Raw genomic sequence first — 16,935 nt, 5'->3', positions numbered from 1 at the left:
AATGTTGTTGCTAATATAACAACAAGGTGACGAGATGCGTTGGCAACAGATATCGGTAGCACTCCTCCTGCTGGCACTCCTGGCCGTGCCGGCCTCAGCGCAAGGAGTCAAGTACCTCTATGGAAACCCTGAACTCTCGGCGACGATCGCCGGCACCAATCAGTTCGCGCCGGGTGCCGAGACCGCCCTGACCGTGAACATAGCCAATAGCGGCGTGAATACCATTAAAATGGTCGGGTCGACGATCGTCACCCCCGACGATCAGCCGAGCACCGCAAAACTGGCCACCGCGGCTCTCAAGAGCGAGGGCACGCCGTTCACCGTCAAGACGGATCCCCAGTTCTTAAGCGACATCACGGGCGGCGCCTCCCGGGCCGCTACCTTCAACGTGAAGGTCGCGGACTCCGCGGAACCGGGCACCTACGTGCTGCCGCTCGAGGTGACCTACACCTACCTGCAGGACGCCGAGGATCTGGGCGACACCCTCCGCTACAACTACCAGAAGAAGACCGCGACCCTGCCGCTGACGGTCCGGGTGACGCCCGACCTCCGCGTCGAAGTCCTTGACGTCCGCTCCGAGTCGCTCAACGTCGGCACGGAAGGCTACGTCTCCATGACCCTGAAGAACGTCGGGTCCGACTCGGCGCAGAACGCGATCGCGAAGATCGCGAGGAACGGTGCAAGCCCGCTCATCCCCACCGACGGCAACGCCTACCTCGGGACGTTCGAGCCGGGAGAGACCGTGGACGTGAGGTTCAAGGTCTCGGTCGCCGATACCGCCGAGCCCCAGTCATACCCGCTCGACGTCTCGATCGCCTACGAGGACTACGAGGGGAAGGCAGTGACCTCGCGGGCAACGACGATCGGCATCCCCGTCGGCGGGAAGATCGCCTTTGAGGTAGTCTCCCCGAAGGCAACGCTCTACCAGGGCCAGAAGAGCATCCTTGAGGTCGTGTACAGAAACGCCGGAGCGGCGACGGTCTACAACGCCCAGGCCCGGATCAGCGCCGTCGACCCCTTCACCAGCAGCGACGACACTGCCTACCTCGGCGACCTTGCCCCCGGCGAGACGGCGACGGCACGGTTCGAGGTGAATGTCGACGGCGCCGGCACCCTGAAGGAGTACGGGATCGACTCCGAGATCCGCTACCGCGACAACCTCGACAACAGCAAGATCTCCGACACCATGAAGGTCCGGGTCGCGCTCGAGCAGAGACAGGGCACCATCTTCACGAACCCGGTCTTCCTGGTCGCCGTTCTCGCCGTGATCATCGGCGCAGGGTATTATATATTCGTGTACCGTAAGAAGAGGAGATGAACGGGTACTGGGACGGGCCCAAACCGGAGCCGCAGATAAGGACGATTGAAGAGATGCGGGATGTCCTCGCAGATCCCGGCTGCTCCTCCGATCAACCCCTCTATTTTATGTACCGGGATCTTGCCCGGAACGACGACGACCGGAAGTGGCTCCGGCAGCACCGTATCCGCTACGATATCACCGTCATTCCCGCCCGAACGCTCTGCGGAGAGTATGTCAAGACGATGGGGCATTACCATACGGAAAACCCCGCAGGAGCCCTCTACCCGGAGATCTACGAAGTCCTGGAGGGAACCGGGCACTACCTCCTCCAGACCCGCAGCGTCGACGACGTGGTGATGATCGAGGCCTCCGCCGGCGACAAGATCCTGATCCCGCCGGGATACGGTCACGTCACCATCAACCCCGGACGGGAGGACCTCGTGATGGCAAACCTGGTCTCGCCGGAGTTCTCGAGCAACTACGGCCCGTACGGGGAACTCCGGGGCGCCGCCTACTACGAGATGGAGGGCGGGGCGCTGGTGAAGAACCCCCGCTACCCCGACGCCCCGCCGGTGCGCTACTGCAACCCGGTGGAGGTCCCCGACCTCGGCATCGAGAGAGGAGTCGGGCTCTACGACCTCATCGGGCGACCGCGATCGGTCGCGTTCCTGAATCACCCCGAGCAGTTCATGGAGATCTTCGCCGACGTGACCGGCGGATGCCTTGTGATGCGCTAGGGTCTGAGGGCGGCATCCCGGACGGCACCCGGCGCCTATAATACCTGTTGCGTCACGCGCTCTAACGGGTGAGAATAGTGATACAGCCTCACGCGAAGTGCGAGCGAAGCGAGCTTGAGCACCGCAGGTGCGAGCCGCGAAGGACGCGAAGGACAGTTGGTTGTTGGTCACACTCCCCTTCGCGGCTTCGCGCTCTTCGCGTGAGACCCTGCTCCTCAGGTTCTCCCCTGCATCTCGTCGAGAACCTGGCACGTCCGACAGACCCTTCCACACGGCTCGCCGCACCGCTCACAGACCCTGAGCCCTTCGCCGGTGACCCTTTCCGGCTCTCTGAGGGCCTCGCCCAGGTTGACGAGCGCGTTCTTCGTCGCCGGGTGGCGCCAGGTATAGTCGTTGAGGAGCCCCCGGACGTCCCCCCGGAGAGCGTCGCCCGCGTAGGGGCAGCCCGCAAGATCGAACCCCTCGACGTGGAGGAAGGCGTAGAGCGCCACTTCGCGCTCCGGGATGTACATGAACGGTTTGATCCGGGGGACCATCCCCTCGACCTCCCGCACGGGACGGGTGAGCCGTTCGGGGTCCCCGCGGAGGACGTTCATCAGGACCGACTGGGCCTCGTCGTCCAGGTTGAACCCGTAGGCGAACTTCGTGACCCCGTTCTCGCGGGCAAGCCGGTTCATCAGCGCCCGCCGGAGCACCCCGCAGTAGGAGCAGGAGAGGTTCGTCCCCTTCCGGCCCACGATCTCATCGAGCGTGATGCCGTACTCGTCGCGAAACGAGGCCGTCACCCAGGGGACGCCGATGCTGTCTGCGATCGATCTCGCCTGCTCCGGATCGCGGTAGCTGTCGATCCCCTCGTCCACGGTGATCGCCATCAGTCTGACGTCCCGCCGCTCGTGGAGGAGGTTGTGGAGGAAGTAGAGGACGGCGCTCGAGTCCTTGCCCCCCGAGAGCGCCACCGCCACGGTATCGCCCGATACGATCCAGCGGTGATCCCGGATCGCCCGCTTCGCCTTCGCCTCGAAATCGCGGTTGAAGTGCTGCTCGCAGAGGTGCAGCCCCGAATACCGCTGGTAGATGACCGCGTCGCGGCGGCACTTGCTGCACTCCATCTTCTCGATCATCCTTTTATCACCGGCCCACATAAATGGTGTAGAAGATGCCTGTTCCTGCAGAATACGTGCGATCCCTGCACGCCTACGAACTCCGGGTCCTCCTCGCCCTCGAACGCCTCATGCGCCGATACCAGTGGGTGCCGCTCGATGTGCTCAAGTCGGCGACCAAGTTCTCCGAGTCCGAGCTCTCCTACCGGCTGGGCAGGCTGATGGCCATGGACATGGTCAGGTACGAGAAGGTCCCCTACGAGGGCTACGCCCTCGTCTTCAACGGCTACGACAGCCTGGCCCTCCACACCCTCACCCGCCGGGGCACCATCCAGGCGCTCGGCACCCTGATCGGTGTCGGGAAGGAGTCGGAGGTCTACGAGGCGATGGGGCTCGGGGTGGTGGTGCTGAAGTTCCACCGGGTCGGGCAGCGGTCGTTCCAGTCCGTCCGTCTGAAGCGGGGCTACATGCCGGAGGCCGGGCACTGCCCCTGGCTCTTTGCCTCGACCAGCTCGGCGAAGATGGAGTACGATGCCTTGAAAGCCCTCCACCCCGCGGTCTCGGTGCCGCTCCCGATCGACCAGAACCGGCACGTCGTGGCGATGTCATACATCCCCGGCGTCAATCTCTCGCAGGCGACCGTGACGGAGCCGCAGATCATCCTCGACGAGATCCTCGATAACATCCGCGAGGCCTACCGCCTCGGCATCGTCCACGGGGACTTGAGCGAGTTCAATGTCATGGTCGACGAGGGGCAGTGCTGGCTGATCGACTGGCCCCAGTGGGTCGAGACCGCCCACCCGAACGCCGACGAGATCCTGGGTCGGGACATCGTGAACATCCTCCAGTACTTCAAGCGGAAATACGGCATCGAGTACGCCTTCGACGAAGCACTGGCACGGGTGGTGGAGTGAGGGTCTTTGGTATCGACATCATCAAAGGCTCGGTCCGCTCCCGCACCCGGCGGCCCGTCTACGCCCTCTGCCGGGTGGAGGACGGGGAGATCCTGGGCGTCGAGGAGGTCACCGGGTTCCGGCTCCAGCGTATCCTTGCTGCCGAAGAGCCCGATATCCTCGCGGTCGACAGCATCCAGGAGATCGCCGCCGACCAGCGCGAACTCTACACATTTCTCCAATCACTCCCTCCTGCAACAAAACTCGTCCAGGTGACCGGCGGCGAGCGGACGGAGAGTCTCCCGAAGGTCGCCGCTCGATACAACATCAGTTTCAATAAGTTCGACCCTTACGCCGAGGCCCGGACGACGGCGCAGGTCGCCGCCCTCGGCGCGGGCGTCGAGGTGATCGCGTTTGAGAACACCACCGACATCGTGGCGAGCAGGCACCGATCGCCCGGCCGGGGCGGGTGGAGCCAGAACCGTTACGCCCGAAAGATCCACGGCGGGGTGATGCAGAAGGCCCGCGAGATCGAGGCGAGACTCAAGGGTGCCGGGCTCGACTACGAGAAGAAGGAGACGAAGGCCTTCGGGGGGTATTCGAGGGCCGCGTTCAAGGTCATGGCCCCCCGCGAGATGGTCCCGGTCCACTCCTCGCGGGGCGCCGATGTCCAGGTCCGGGTGTCGGGGAGAGAACTCGACCGGATACGGTTCGAGCCGCGATCCAGCCGCCCCCGCTACCTGATCGTCGGGCTCGACCCGGGAACGACGACCGGGATCGCCGCCGTGGACCTCGACGGCAACCTGGTCCTCCTCACGAGCTCGCGGCAGATGACGATGTCCGATATCATCGAGGAACTCTACCGCGCCGGAAAACCGCTCATCATCGCCTCCGACGTCCAGCAGATGCCCTACTCGGTCGAGAAGATCCGCCGGGCCTTCAACGCCATCCCCTACACCCCCAAGCAGTCGCTCTCGGTGGAGGCGAAGTACGACCTGACCGCCCCGTTCTCCTACACGAACGACCACGAGCGCGACTCCCTCTCGGCGGCGCTGGACGCCTACCGGAGCCTCCAGAACAAGTTCCGGAACATCGTAAAGAGGGTGAAGCCGGGCGTCGACCTCGACGAGGTCCGGGCGCGGGTGCTCCGGGGCCAGCCCCTCGATACGGTCCTCACCGACCTGCAGGGAGCTCCGGCGGCAGAGAAACCTGCCGCGCCTCCCATAGAGCCCGCCCCGGAGCGGCCGGTCGAGGACGAGCGGGTGATGGCGCTCGACGGGATAGTCAAGAGGCTCCGGACCTACGTGCAGGAACTCCAGGAAGATCTCCGGGAGCGCGACCGCGAAGCGGAGCGGCTGCGCCAATCCGTCAGGCGGGCACGCTCCGCGACCGAGCAGAAGGTCCGGCGGGACGCGGAGCTCGCGACGAAGGACGCGATGATCGAGAGCCTGCGCGAGCAGCTCCGCGACGAGCGGCGGCGCTCCCGGCGACTGAAGAAGCGCCTGGAGCGGATGCAGACCGTCGCGAAGATAGAACTCTCCGAGGACTACACGCCGCTCAAGGTCCTCGACTCCCTCACCCGCGAGGGAGTGCGGGCCCTTCAGGAGGGGGTCGGCATCGCCGCGGGCGACATCCTCTATGTCCCCCGACCTCACGGCTGGGGCCGGGGCGTGGTCAAAGACCTTGCGGGGACAGGTGTGCGGGCCCTGGTCGTCGGCGGCGAGGAACCCCCCGACCCGCACCTAGTCCAGCTCGCCCGCGAGGCAAATCTCCCACTCCTCCCCGCAGAGACCGTCAGCCCGGAGATCCGGGGCAGGACCGGGGCGGCGAAGACCGGTGCCGTCGAGGAAGCGATGGGCAGGTGGGAGGAAGGGCAGAAGGAGTTCCTCCGCGAGCAGGAGGCCGAGCGGGTCGAGTACCTCTTCAAGGAGTACCGGAGCGAGCGGGAGAAGGAGGTGCGGCGCGGTGGATGAACGGGGCCTGCACAGGCTGATCGGGACGATCATCGACCCGGAGCGCCTCGCGGACGACTGTGCAGTCATCCCCTGCGGCGACCTCGTGATGGTCGCGACGACCGATATGCTCCACGAAACGACTGATTTCCCGGCCGGGATGACCGACTGGCAGATCGGCTGGATGTCGACGGCGGTCACGCTCTCGGACGTCGCGAGCATGGGCGCGGCGCCGGGACAGGTGCTCCTCGCGGTCGGCCTTGATAGGCCGGAACGCCTCAGAGGCATCATGGAGGGCGCGCGGGACTGCTGCACGACGTTCGGCGCCGAACTGGTCGGGGGGGACCTCGACGCCCACACCGAGCTGACGATCGTAAGCACTGGCCTTGGGGCGGTCGCCCCGGAGCACCTCGTCCGCCGGAGGGGGGCGCGGCCGGGAGACGTCATCGCGGTCACCGGGACGCTCGGCGAGGCCCAGGCCGCCCTCTCCGGCTACGACCGGCACAGAAAGGAGCTCCTCGAACCGCAGCCCCGCGTGAGGGAGGGCGCGATCCTCGGCCGTGCCGGCGTCTCGGCGATGATGGACATCTCCGACGGCCTTGCTCTCTCCCTCCACGACCTCCTCGCGGTGAACGACTGCGGCTTCTCGATCGATACCGCCCGCCTCCCGCTCCCGGCGGGCGTGCCGGAGGGCGAGGGGCGGGCACTCGCCCTCTACGGCGGGGGAGACTTCGAGCTCCTCTTCTGCGCACCCCCCACCATCTTCCCGGTCCCGGGGGTCGAGGCCCGCGTCATCGGCGAGGTCATAGCGGAGCGGACGGTTCTCGCCGACGGAGAACCTCTCGAACGCCGGGGATACCTGCACGAGTGGAGCGGGTAGCGCCCCAGAGCACCTCCACACATTCCCTCTGCCAACTTCGTGGTTTCGCGTAAAGCAATGGTATGCAGACGACGCCGCAGTCTCACGCGAAATGCGACGGGTGGGACATCCGGAGCTTGAGAAGACCGAAGGTCTTCGAAAGACGCGAAGCCGCGAAGGGAACTGCCAGCACTGTTGTACCGGACTTCGCGTTCTTCGCGGCTCGAAGCCTGATGGCTTCTCAAGCTCCGGTCCTGGCGGACCATCGCGGCTCGAAGCCTGATGGCTTCTCAAGCTCGCTACGCTCGCGCTTCGCGTGAGATCTCATCACTCTGGTCTCATGGCACACAAAATTATTGAACGTCCTCGGCCGGCAGGGAAGCCGCCCTTACCCCCATCCGCCGCCACTCCCACAGGATATACGCCAGGCCGATGACCGCAAAGACGAAGACCACCGCCTCGGTCACGAGGAGGCCTAGCGTCTGGGAGAGGTAGACGGCGGCGGCATCCACCGCGGTATGCCAGAGGACGGCGAGAAGAAGGAGCACCTTTCGCTCGTAGACGACGGCGGCGAGGACCATCAGCGACCAGGCGATGTGCAGCGTGATCGTCATCATCCGCTCGGCGAGGCCGGGCAGGATATCGAGCGGGGTGAGGGCCCGGAGGACCTCGACCTGCTCCCGGACAAGAGGGTCGTCGGGCAGGGGGATCGTTCCCGCGTCGCCGGTGAGGAGGATGTAAGAGACCATACCCGAAAGCACGAGCAGCGCGACGATCATGCTCTCGACCCCGCCCCACCCGGTCCCGAAGAGAAGGCCGTTCTCGCGAGAAAGGGAGATCCCCCGCCGCCCGAAGTAGTAGCGGTAGACGAGGTAGCGCCCGACCTCCTCAAAGAGCCCGGCCATGAGACCGAGGTAGACCGCGATCCCGGCAAGGGCCGCCGTCGTCCCGGACGGCAGGAGGGCGAGGTAGAGCGGGCCCTGGGTCAGCAGGACGAACGGCGTGTGGATCACCTGCACGGCGATGAAGAAGAGGGCGCCAAGGACGAAGACCCGCCACGAGAGGCCGAACCTCCTGACAAACCAGTAGCCGAGCGCGAGCGGAACGACGACCTCGAGCAGGGCGACGACGGCGAACGTGGCGACGACCAGTGGGTCCATGGGGAAGAATACTTTGGCTAATTATTTAATGACTGCCGGAGCACAGTTGTGCAGTTATCCTGACTGCCATGACCACACAGCACCCGGGAGCCGCCCCGGTGGGCGGGAGCATTCCCGGCGGTGCGGGCCGGTTCTCAAACAACTTCGACTTCCTGCGCTTCGCTGCAGCGGCAGTGATCGTCGTCACCCACGCCTATGCGCTCAGGCTCGGCTACGTCGACGTCGGACTCTCCGATCCGGTCGTGCTGCTCGGGCAGGGGGCGCTTGCCGCCCTCCTCGTCACCAGCGGCTACCTGATCACGGCGAGCTGGGAGTCGACCGCGTCGCCCCGACGGTTCGCCTGGAAACGGTTCCTCCGGGTCGTCCCGGCGCTCATCCCGGAGATCGTCCTGACGCTCTTCATCATCGGCCCGCTGATGACGTCCCTTCCCATCGGGGATTACTTCGGTGCCCTCTTCTCCCCGGCAGGGATGGCCACCGTCCCGTTCTTTGAGAACGGGTCGGCGATCGGTCTCTTCCAGCAGAACCCCTGGACCTACGTCAACGGCTCGCTCTGGACGATACCCGTCGAGGTCGCGATGTACGGGGTCGTCGCGGTCATCGGGATCGCGGGGCTCCTCTACCGCCGGGGCGCCATCCCCGCCCTCGCCGCCATCAACCTCCTCCTCTGGCTATACTGGTTCGACGACCCCCGGATGGCGAAGGTCCGGTTCACCCTCTACTTCCTGATCGGGGCTTACCTCTACCTTCAGAGGGAGCGGATCGCCTACCGGCCGGCCGTCGCCGGGGGGCTCCTCCTGCTGCTCGGGCTCGCGGCCCTGACGCCCTACCTGGCCGTCGCCGGGGTGATCGCCATCCCCTACCTCACCATCTACGCCGCGCATCTCCCGGTCCCGCTCCTGAACACCTTCGGTAGAGCGGGCGACTTCTCCTACGGGCTCTACATCTACCATTACCCGCTCCAGCAGACGATCATCCAGACCACGGAGAATAGTCTCTCCCTTCCGGCGCTCTGCGGGCTCTCGTTCCTCGCGACGTTCGCCCTCGCGTTCCTCTCCTGGCATCTCGTCGAGAAGCGGGCGATGGCACTGAAGAAGATCGCGCCGGCGGACGTCTTCCGGGCATACCGGGTGCGTGCGGAGGCGCTCCTCTCTGCCGGCGGCGCGTGGCGATACGTCGCCCGCCGGTGATATCGGCGGCACCTATTATCCCGGATCAGAGCATAGTGGTTAACCAATTATAGAGGACGCGAGAGTATGGCGTACCATTTTGCCTCCAGGATGGGGAAAACACCCCGATCCTTCATCCGCGAGATTCTCAAGACAACCGAGAAGCCCGAGGTCATCTCGTTTGCCGGAGGGCTCCCAAGCCCCTCGCTCTTCGCCGTTGAGGAACTGGCGGCGGCCGCACAGGACGTCATGGCGGATGCGGGGAGGGCAGCCCTGCAGTACAGCACGACCGAAGGCTATCTCCCGTTGCGGGAGTTCATCGCCGAACGCTACCGGCAGCGCCTCGGCCTCTCCGTCGACCCGGATGAGGTCCTGATCACCAACGGCTCCCAGCAGTGCCTGGATCTCATCGGGAAGGTCTTCCTGGACCCGGGCGATCCGGTTTTCATCGAACGGCCGGGTTATCTCGGGGCGATCCAGGCGTTCTCTCTCTACGAGCCCGAATTCCGTTCCGTGCCACTGCTCGACGACGGCCCGGACACCGGATGTCTGGAAGCGATGCTTGAGGAGGCGCCGGCCAGACTCTTCTACGGTGTCCCGAACGCGCAGAACCCGTCCGGGATCACCTATTCTGAGGAGAAGCGGCGTGCCGTCGCCGCCGCGCTCGCCGGCACCGGAACGGTCTTCGTCGAAGACGACGCCTACGGCGAGCTCCGGTTCGACGGGAGATGCCTCCCCTCCGTCAGGCAGTATCTCAGTGACGCGACGGTCATCACCGGATCATTCTCCAAGATCGTCACGCCCGGCCTGCGGGTCGGCTGGGTCGCCGCCCCCCGCGAGATCATGGACCAGATCACCGTGGCAAAGCAGGCTTCCGACCTGCACTCAAACACCCTCGCCCAGCGGGTCATCGCCCGTTACCTCGAGACGAACGATATCGACGCCCACATCGAACGTATCACCCGGGCCTACCGTACACAGCGCGACCAGATGATCGCCGCGATCGAGGAGGAGTTCCCGGAAGATGCCCGTTATACACGGCCGGACGGCGGGATGTTCCTCTGGGTCACCCTCCCGGAGGGCTGCTCGACCATGCGGCTTCTGGAGATCGCTCTCGAAAAGAACGTTGCGTTCGTGCCGGGAAAGGCGTTTTACGTCGACGGGGGCGGGGATACGACGATGCGCCTGAACTTCTCGAATGCGGGCGAAGAGGAGATCGCCGAGGGGATCCGGCGCCTCGGAGCAGCGATCCGCACGTTCATCGGGTGAGCCGCCCGGCTCAGAGCAGTTCTTCGAGGATCTCTACCGCGTCCCGGACATATCCGGGGCAGAGGGTCCGGGTGAGACCCTGCTCGCGGGCCCGGGCCAGCCCCTCGTCGGTCGAGAGGTCGCAGTTAAGGAGCCCGGTGCAGGAGACCGTGCCGTGCTTCCGGACGAAGCGGGAGATGAACTCCTGCGTGACGGCGTAGGTCCGGTCCTTCGCTTCCTTCTCCTCAGGTTCGGTGCTCCCGAAGATGAGCCCGATCGCGAGGACCGCCCCCGACACGGCCCCGCATGCGCCTCCGGTACGCCCCACCCCGGCGCCGAACCCGGTGGCCGCACGGAGGATGACCTCCTCGGGCACCCCGGCGTCGCGGGCGAAGACCGAACTGACCGCCTGTGCACAATTACAGCCCTGCATGAAGCAGGCGACCGCCTTCTCCGATCGTTCCGTCATAAAATTCACCTGACGGAGTGGTTGCGCGCCTGCCGCCTTCAAACTTCCGCGGGAGGTCCACAGGACAGTTTATGAACTCAAACGGAAAAGTAGAGACCTGGAGAAGAGCGTTACCATGAAGAGAGCAGCACTGCTGATCGTCCTTATCGCCGTCCTGGTCCCGGCAGCCGCCGGCGAGGATTCATCCTATTACGGCATACCCGCGGGCGGCATCGTCAACGACGTTGCGATCGCCGCAGACGGCCGGTACATGGTCGCGGGAACCGGAGAGGGCAGCATCGTCTGCCTGCAGCGGAACGGCACGATCGCCTGGAACGTGAGCGCCGGGAACGCGGTGACGGCGGTTGCCGCCGCGGACGCCGGGAACTATATCGCCGCCGGGACCGATGCGGGCGAGGTGCTCCTCCTCGACGAGAGGAACGGCAACCGCTACTGGACCGCGAGCGTCGCAGGACCCGTCCGCGACCTCGCGTTCTCCGGGGACGGCCGGGCCCTCGCGGTGGGAGGCAACCGCATCACCCTCTTCGATCACCTGGGCGCGGAACGGTGGAACGCCTCGATAGGCGGAAGCTCACCGGTGTCTCCCATCACCACCCCGGTCGTGCCGACCGTCGCTTTCACCGCCGACGGCAATTACATCGTCGCCGGGAGCGACAACGGCGCTATCCACTTCCTCAGAAGGCAGGGGACCCGGGCCTGGCAGGCGCTCGCCCGCGGCCCGATCACCGCTGTCGACGTGTCCCGTGACGGGTCGGTCGTCGCCGCCGGGGGCCGTGACCGCGCCCTCCTGATCTACAACAGGGAAGGGGGACTTGTCTGGGCGATGCCCACCGGAGCTCCCATCCTCACGCTCGCCCTCTCCGCGGACGGGCGGTTCGCGGCGGTCGGGAAGGAGGGAGGCGATCTGGAGTGCTACCGGCCACGCGAGGGCCTCCTCTGGACGAACCGGACCGGAGGCGACGTCCTCGCCGTCGATATATCCCGGCAGGGGGAGGCGGTCGCGGCCGGTACCGCGGCCGGGTCCGTGCACCTCTTTTCGGGCGCCGGGAACGCACGCTGGTCGTTTGATGCCGGGGCCCCCGTGACGGCGGTCGCCCTCTCCCGGAGCGGCGATTACCTTGCCGCGGGCGCCGGGGAGCAGGCCTTCATCTTCAGGACGGCCGATGTGCCGGTGCCGGCGCCGACAGGCCCGGCAGAGAACGCGACACCCGTGGCGACGCCGACCCGGGCCGGGGGAGCGGGGGCGCTGATCGGGATCGTCGCCGTCACGGCCGCCGTGGCCGGGAGCCTCTTCCGACGTCGGTGACGCATGGGGAGGGGAGCGGACCCTCTTCCTCCACCGGCAGCCATCGTGTGTCGGGGTCGGGTCACCTCCCTTTCTATTCCTGCAGAAGCCCCGAACGCACCAAAGACAAGCCTTAACCGACAGCCGGGCAACTCACTATATCGAGGTTTCCAGGATGCACAGGGGCCTTTCGCTCTATATCGCTACATGCATACTCTTATTCGGGATCTCGGTCTCTGCCGGCTGTCTGCAGGGATCGAATCAAGAGGCTGCTTCTAATATCGCGGGCCCGGAGTCGGGGAATCTCTCGAATCTCCTGACCGGCGTCCCGGATGTCCGGCAGAGCCAGCCATACTCCTGTGGGGCCGCATCGTTACAGGCAGTGCTCAATTACCAGGGGATCGACGTACGCGAGGGAGTCCTTATGCAGAAACTCGGCACAACCCCTGAGACAGGCACTCCCCCGGATGCAATCGTCCGCGTCGCCCGGGAGTATGGACTCTCCGCAGAACTGAGACTGAACCTCACGCTTGCCGATCTCGAGCGGTCGGTTGCGGAGAAGAACCCGGTCATCATCGCCTGCCAGGCGTGGGCGGATACTGACCCGGAGGAGTTCAGCTGGGACACCGACTGGGAGGACGGGCACTACATGGTCGTGATCGGGTTTGACAGTGAGAACGTGTACTTCGAAGATCCTGCCATGCTCGGGACGCGCGGCAAGATACCGAGGCAGGAGTTCCTCTCCCGCTGGCACGACTATCTGGGAACACCCCCCTTTGGTGTCAACTCAACCGCACTCTATCAAGCCGGCATCTTCATACGGGGCAACGAGTCTGCGGGATACCCGGCATTTACCCACGTCGACTGAAACAGGGCGCTAGACTCTCAACTCTCCTCGGAGGATAAAATGGGGTGGGAGCGCTCTCCGATGCCTGCGCCGGCGGGCTCCCCCCCTCCACCGGCAGGACTTTTACACATCCCGCCGAGCACCATCCGGACGGTTCCGGCATATGGCAAGGGCCGCCCGGGAGGATGTGGATGGCACAGGAGCAGAGGAGAAAGCGGGAAGACCGGCCCGATGAGGAGATACCGTTCGAGGATAAGGGGACCGATATCGTCTACAGCCCGGTCCCCGCCGAACTCGGCGACGAGGGGCGGGAGCGGAGCCGCCCGCCGGGGGCGCCCGAGACCCCGACGCCGCGGGCGGAGCACGAGCAATCGAAGAAGGGGGAAGAGCGGATCGCCCGGCAGCAGGCGAAGAAGTGACGACGGCGTAACCCCGTGAGCCCGGTCGTCCGCCCATCAATATACCCGGCACTGCGGTTCCCGCTCGCCCGGGCGGGCAACCTTAATGCCGTCTGACGGCATGACTCCGGCCCATGGCAATGGATTCTACGGCCCGGGCAGTGGCCGGCATGCTCTTCGTGCTGGCCGCAATGGCCTTCACCATACCTGCAGCGTCGGGGCAGGCGAATGTGAGCGGTTCCGACTCCGGCGTGCTGGACCTCTACCTCTTCATGGAGGAGAGCGATCTCGCCGAGTTGTACAGCCGCGGAGATGGATCCGACGAGCGGTTGAACGGCTCCGTGCGGCTCTCGCCCGACGGCGAGGAGATCGAGATCGAGGGGGTGCGGTTCCGGGGCACCTCGTCACGGGAGCTCCCCAAGAAATCGTTCGACATACGGTTCATCGAACCCCAGGAGTTCCTCTTCGGCAGCAACGTAATGAACCTGAAGGCCACCTACACCGACCCCACGATGATGCGGGAGAAACTCTCGATGGACCTCTTTCACGTCCTCGGAGAGCCCGCGTCGAGGACGAAACACTTCGACCTGTACATCAACGGCGTCTACGAGGGTCTGTACGTCCACGTGGAACGGGTCGACGGCGACCTGCTTGCAAGCAACGGCCTCGACCCTGCAGGGACGCTGATCGCCGACGATTTCCGGGGGCACTACTATGAGCCGGGGATCGGGCGCCTCTCTGCCTTCGGGTATCCTATCGATGAGCAGGACGAACCGGAAGCATTCCTCGAGACGACCATGGACAGCCGGGGCGACCCGGACTGGGGGGCGGTCCATGACCTCGTCTCCTGGGTCTACCGGACTCCCGCCGGGACGGAGTTCGAGGAGGGGTTCATCGAGCGGTTCGATGAGGAGAACTTCATCGACTGGCTGGCGATCCATTACCTCATCGGCGACGTCGACTCCTTTGGCGACGACTACTGGCTCTACCTGGACACGGAGGACCCGGACGCCGGGTGGGTGGTCATACCCTGGGACAAGGACCTGACGTTCGGCTCGCACAGCCGGAGAGATTCTACGGTCAACGACTACTTCGGATATGAGTCACCGGTGGCAGGCGGGTGGGACAATGACCTGGTGGAGAAGTTCCTCCAGACCCCCGCGCTCCGCGAGAGGCTTGAAGCCCGCATGGTCTACCTGATGGACGAGGTCTTCACGGAAGACTACTATGCCGGGCAGCTTGCTCTCCACGAGGAGGCGATCGGCGAGAGCCTGAACGTCACGCCGGGGGAAGACGCGTTCGTGCTGCACCCGCAGAACCATCACGGTGATCTCGGCTACCTGGCGTATCACACCGAGACGATCCAGGACTTTGTGCGGCTCCGCTACCAGTTCCTCGACAGAGCGATCCATCCCGTCCCCGGAGAACCGTATGCCGCCTCCGCTGAGATACCGGCTGACCCGGAAGAGAGCCTCGTCCACTTCACCGATTCCGACGGCTGGGTGATCGCGACCTTTGAGGTCTCGGAGGTGCGGGAACCGGGCACGATCGCTGCCGCAGTGAACGAGACATCTGAGAATCCCGGCATCGACCGGCGGTGGGAGTTCGATGCGGGCGACGCCGACGTCAGCGGCGAACTGACCCTCTACTACAGGAACGATGTCGCGTCGTGCTGCTTCCCGCCGGAGAACTGGTTCGTCAGCGACGCGGCGGTCAGGGACGACCGGTACTCACAGTGGGATCTGGCGATGGCACGGGAGGATGAGGCCGGGAACCGGACGATGCTTGAGACCTACGTCAACCCATACTCGAACAAAGCGTCTGCAGACGTCTCCCTGCAGGGAGTAGCCAGGTTTGTGCTGGTGCTGCCGGAGGAGCCGGTACGGAACTTCACCTGGGGATAGACGGGGGGTGCCCCGCGCCGGCGGATACCGGTCCCCGGGCCGGTTTCTTTGACCCGTTCTTTCATGCGCACCCCCCCCCTCAACCCGCTCCGGTCTCCTCTGCGCCGTACTGGAGAGATCGGAGGAGCCGGAAAAAGAACCTCCCGATCGCGCACCATCCGACAGAGGCAATGGAATGTGGCCCATAGTCGGACTGAGGGGGCTGCGCCCCGCTCAAAACCCCCGACGACCTCCGGTCGCCTGGAGACCTTGCAGAACGGGATAGAAGTTATGTGAAGAACACAGTGCGAAAACAGGAAAATGGACTCGGCGGGATTTGAACCCGCGGCCTCTACGTTGCGAACGTAGCGATCTACCCCTGATCTACGAGCCCAGGAGTGTGGGAAGATATGAGATCAGAGTATGATCTCGATATCTAATTTTTCTGCTAGTTCCTTATATCTGTTCCTGATCGTGACCTCGGTCACGCCTGCGACTTCCGCGACTTCGCGCTGGGTGCGCCGCTCTCCGCCGAGGATCGAGGAGATGTAAATAGCGGCCGCAGCGACGCCCGTTGGGCCCCTGCCGCTCGTAAGTTCGCGTTCTCCAGCCTGCCGGAGGATCTCGACCGCACGGCTCTGGACCTCACCCTTCAGGTTGAGGCCCGAGCAGAAGCGCGGTACGTAATCGATAGGGGACGTCGGCAGGAGTTTTAATCCGAGCTCGCGCGAGATGAACCGGTAGGTGCGCCCGATCTCCTTCCTCGATACACGGGATACCTCGGCGATCTCGTCGAGCGTCCGCGGCACGCTGCATTGGCGGCAGGCCGCATACAGCGCGGCCGCGGCGACTCCCTCGATACTCCGGCCGCGGATCAGGTTCTTGTCCACCGCGTCGCGGTAGACCACGGCGGCGGTCTCCCGCACGTTCCGGGGCAGGCCGAGCGCGGAGGCCATCCGGTCCAGTTCCGAGAGCGCGAACGCCAGGTTCCGCTCGGTCGCGTTCGAGACCCGGATCCGCCCCTGCCACTTCCGGAGCCGGTAGAGCTGGGCGCGGTTCTTGCTCGAGATAGCACGGCCGTAGGAGTCGCGGTTCCTCCAGTCGATCATCGTCGAGAGACCCTTGTCGTGGATCGTGAAGGTCATCGGTGCGCCGACACGGGAACGCTTCATCCGCTGGTCGTGGTCGAAGGCACGCCACTCGGGACCGCGGTCGATGAACTCCTCGTCGAGGACCAGGCCGCAGCTCTGGCATACGAGTTCGGCACGCTCGTAGTCGTGGACGAGCTGGCGGCTGCCGCACTCGGGACAGACGGACTGGACGGTCTCCTCGGTCCGCTTCTTCTCCGTCTCCTTGACCTTCTGCTGCTCCCCTCTCTTCTTCAGGGCCTCACGCTGCAACTGCAGCTGCTTGAGTTTTTCTACTTCTGCCATCGCTTCTACACCTATTTTGCAAAGATCTTCTCGCCAACCTGCACCGAACAGCCGCTGTAGCAGATGACTACGGCATAGGGAGAGGATATATTCCCAAGGATATCAACTACCTTCCCTACGGGCTTCAACCGGCGATCTACAGCCTCACCGTAGAGGCGGGGCAACTGTGCAGCATCACATCGCAAGATTAACAAGCGACTAC

Annotated in this window: 15 protein-coding genes and 1 tRNA gene; 11 read left to right on the top strand and 5 right to left on the bottom strand. The window is 65.0% G+C overall.

Annotated elements, in window-relative coordinates; all coding sequences use genetic code 11:
• Window positions 1–34 precede the first annotated feature (34 nt).
• Both F8E02_RS05505 and F8E02_RS05500 read left to right on the top strand, forming a co-directional pair.
• Complete coding sequence (locus F8E02_RS05505) at window positions 35–1,318, top strand: COG1361 S-layer family protein (RefSeq protein WP_317064481.1); 1,284 nt, start codon at window positions 35–37, stop codon at window positions 1,316–1,318.
• On the top strand, window positions 1,315–2,037 hold the full coding sequence (locus F8E02_RS05500; RefSeq protein WP_317064480.1) for a glucose-6-phosphate isomerase family protein: 723 nt from the start codon (window positions 1,315–1,317) through the stop codon (window positions 2,035–2,037). Before F8E02_RS05505 ends, F8E02_RS05500 begins: the two co-directional genes overlap by 4 nt.
• Before the next feature lie 215 nt (window positions 2,038–2,252).
• On the opposite strand, the gene F8E02_RS05495 is transcribed toward F8E02_RS05500, so the two are convergent.
• Window positions 2,253–3,158: a TIGR00269 family protein gene (locus tag F8E02_RS05495; RefSeq protein ID WP_317064479.1), complete on the bottom strand. Its 906-nt coding sequence runs from the start codon at window positions 3,156–3,158 to the stop codon at window positions 2,253–2,255.
• Window positions 3,159–3,193: 35 nt separating this feature from the next.
• Here F8E02_RS05495 and F8E02_RS05490 point away from each other — a divergent pair, with 35 nt between their 5' ends.
• From F8E02_RS05490 to thiL, 3 genes are read left to right on the top strand one after another with little or no spacing between them, the layout of a single operon-like run.
• Window positions 3,194–4,051 carry a serine/threonine-protein kinase RIO2 gene (locus F8E02_RS05490; RefSeq protein WP_317064478.1) on the top strand — a complete coding sequence of 286 codons (858 nt, stop codon included), beginning with the start codon at window positions 3,194–3,196 and terminating at the stop codon, window positions 4,049–4,051.
• On the top strand, window positions 4,048–6,003 hold the full coding sequence (locus F8E02_RS05485; RefSeq protein WP_317064477.1) for a DUF460 domain-containing protein: 1,956 nt from the start codon (window positions 4,048–4,050) through the stop codon (window positions 6,001–6,003). The genes F8E02_RS05490 and F8E02_RS05485 overlap by 4 nt, the downstream gene beginning before the upstream one ends.
• On the top strand, window positions 5,996–6,862 hold the full coding sequence (thiL, locus tag F8E02_RS05480; protein WP_317064475.1) for a thiamine-phosphate kinase: 867 nt from the start codon (window positions 5,996–5,998) through the stop codon (window positions 6,860–6,862). The genes F8E02_RS05485 and thiL overlap by 8 nt, the downstream gene beginning before the upstream one ends.
• 332 nt (window positions 6,863–7,194) lie before the next feature.
• On the opposite strand, the gene F8E02_RS05475 is transcribed toward thiL, so the two are convergent.
• Window positions 7,195–8,001, bottom strand: coding sequence for a YhfC family intramembrane metalloprotease (locus F8E02_RS05475; protein ID WP_317064474.1), 807 nt, complete (start codon window positions 7,999–8,001; stop codon window positions 7,195–7,197).
• A 68-nt stretch (window positions 8,002–8,069) separates the two neighbouring features.
• Here F8E02_RS05475 and F8E02_RS05470 point away from each other — a divergent pair, with 68 nt between their 5' ends.
• Together F8E02_RS05470 and F8E02_RS05465 are read left to right on the top strand one after the other, a co-directional pair.
• On the top strand, window positions 8,070–9,191 hold the full coding sequence (locus tag F8E02_RS05470; RefSeq protein ID WP_317064473.1) for an acyltransferase family protein: 1,122 nt from the start codon (window positions 8,070–8,072) through the stop codon (window positions 9,189–9,191).
• Window positions 9,192–9,257: 66 nt separating this feature from the next.
• Window positions 9,258–10,439: an aminotransferase-like domain-containing protein gene (locus F8E02_RS05465; protein ID WP_317064472.1), complete on the top strand. Its 1,182-nt coding sequence runs from the start codon at window positions 9,258–9,260 to the stop codon at window positions 10,437–10,439.
• Between the two features lie 10 nt (window positions 10,440–10,449).
• On the opposite strand, the gene F8E02_RS05460 is transcribed toward F8E02_RS05465, so the two are convergent.
• Complete coding sequence (locus tag F8E02_RS05460; protein ID WP_317064471.1) at window positions 10,450–10,887, bottom strand: C-GCAxxG-C-C family protein; 438 nt, start codon at window positions 10,885–10,887, stop codon at window positions 10,450–10,452.
• Between the two features lie 115 nt (window positions 10,888–11,002).
• On the opposite strand from F8E02_RS05460, the gene F8E02_RS05455 reads away from it, so the two are divergent.
• From F8E02_RS05455 to F8E02_RS05440, 4 genes are all read left to right on the top strand, one after another.
• Window positions 11,003–12,193, top strand: coding sequence for a WD40 repeat domain-containing protein (locus tag F8E02_RS05455; RefSeq protein ID WP_317064470.1), 1,191 nt, complete (start codon window positions 11,003–11,005; stop codon window positions 12,191–12,193).
• A gap of 154 nt (window positions 12,194–12,347) precedes the next feature.
• The gene (locus F8E02_RS05450; RefSeq protein ID WP_317064469.1) at window positions 12,348–13,040 is read left to right on the top strand and encodes a C39 family peptidase; all 693 of its coding nucleotides are present in this window, start codon (window positions 12,348–12,350) and stop codon (window positions 13,038–13,040) included.
• A gap of 170 nt (window positions 13,041–13,210) precedes the next feature.
• A complete protein-coding gene (locus F8E02_RS05445; protein WP_317064467.1) occupies window positions 13,211–13,438 on the top strand; it encodes a hypothetical protein in 228 nt (75 codons plus the stop codon).
• A 113-nt stretch (window positions 13,439–13,551) separates the two neighbouring features.
• Entirely contained in the window at window positions 13,552–15,321 is a 1,770-nt protein-coding gene (locus F8E02_RS05440; RefSeq protein ID WP_317064466.1) for a CotH kinase family protein, read from the top strand.
• Window positions 15,322–15,622: 301 nt separating this feature from the next.
• Here the strand turns inward: F8E02_RS05440 and F8E02_RS05435 are convergent.
• Together F8E02_RS05435 and F8E02_RS05430 are read right to left on the bottom strand one after the other, a co-directional pair.
• Window positions 15,623–15,694, bottom strand: a tRNA-Ala gene (locus F8E02_RS05435).
• Window positions 15,695–15,716: 22 nt separating this feature from the next.
• Window positions 15,717–16,733 carry a transcription initiation factor IIB gene (locus tag F8E02_RS05430; RefSeq protein WP_317064465.1) on the bottom strand — a complete coding sequence of 339 codons (1,017 nt, stop codon included), beginning with the start codon at window positions 16,731–16,733 and terminating at the stop codon, window positions 15,717–15,719.
• Between the last annotated feature and the right edge of the window lie 202 nt (window positions 16,734–16,935).

This window comes from Methanoculleus caldifontis (assembly GCF_032842345.1).
Classification (GTDB): Archaea; Halobacteriota; Methanomicrobia; order Methanomicrobiales; family Methanoculleaceae; genus Methanoculleus; species Methanoculleus caldifontis.
The sequence above is the reverse complement of the archived record's forward strand: the minus strand, read 5'-3'. Positions and strand labels throughout refer to the sequence as shown.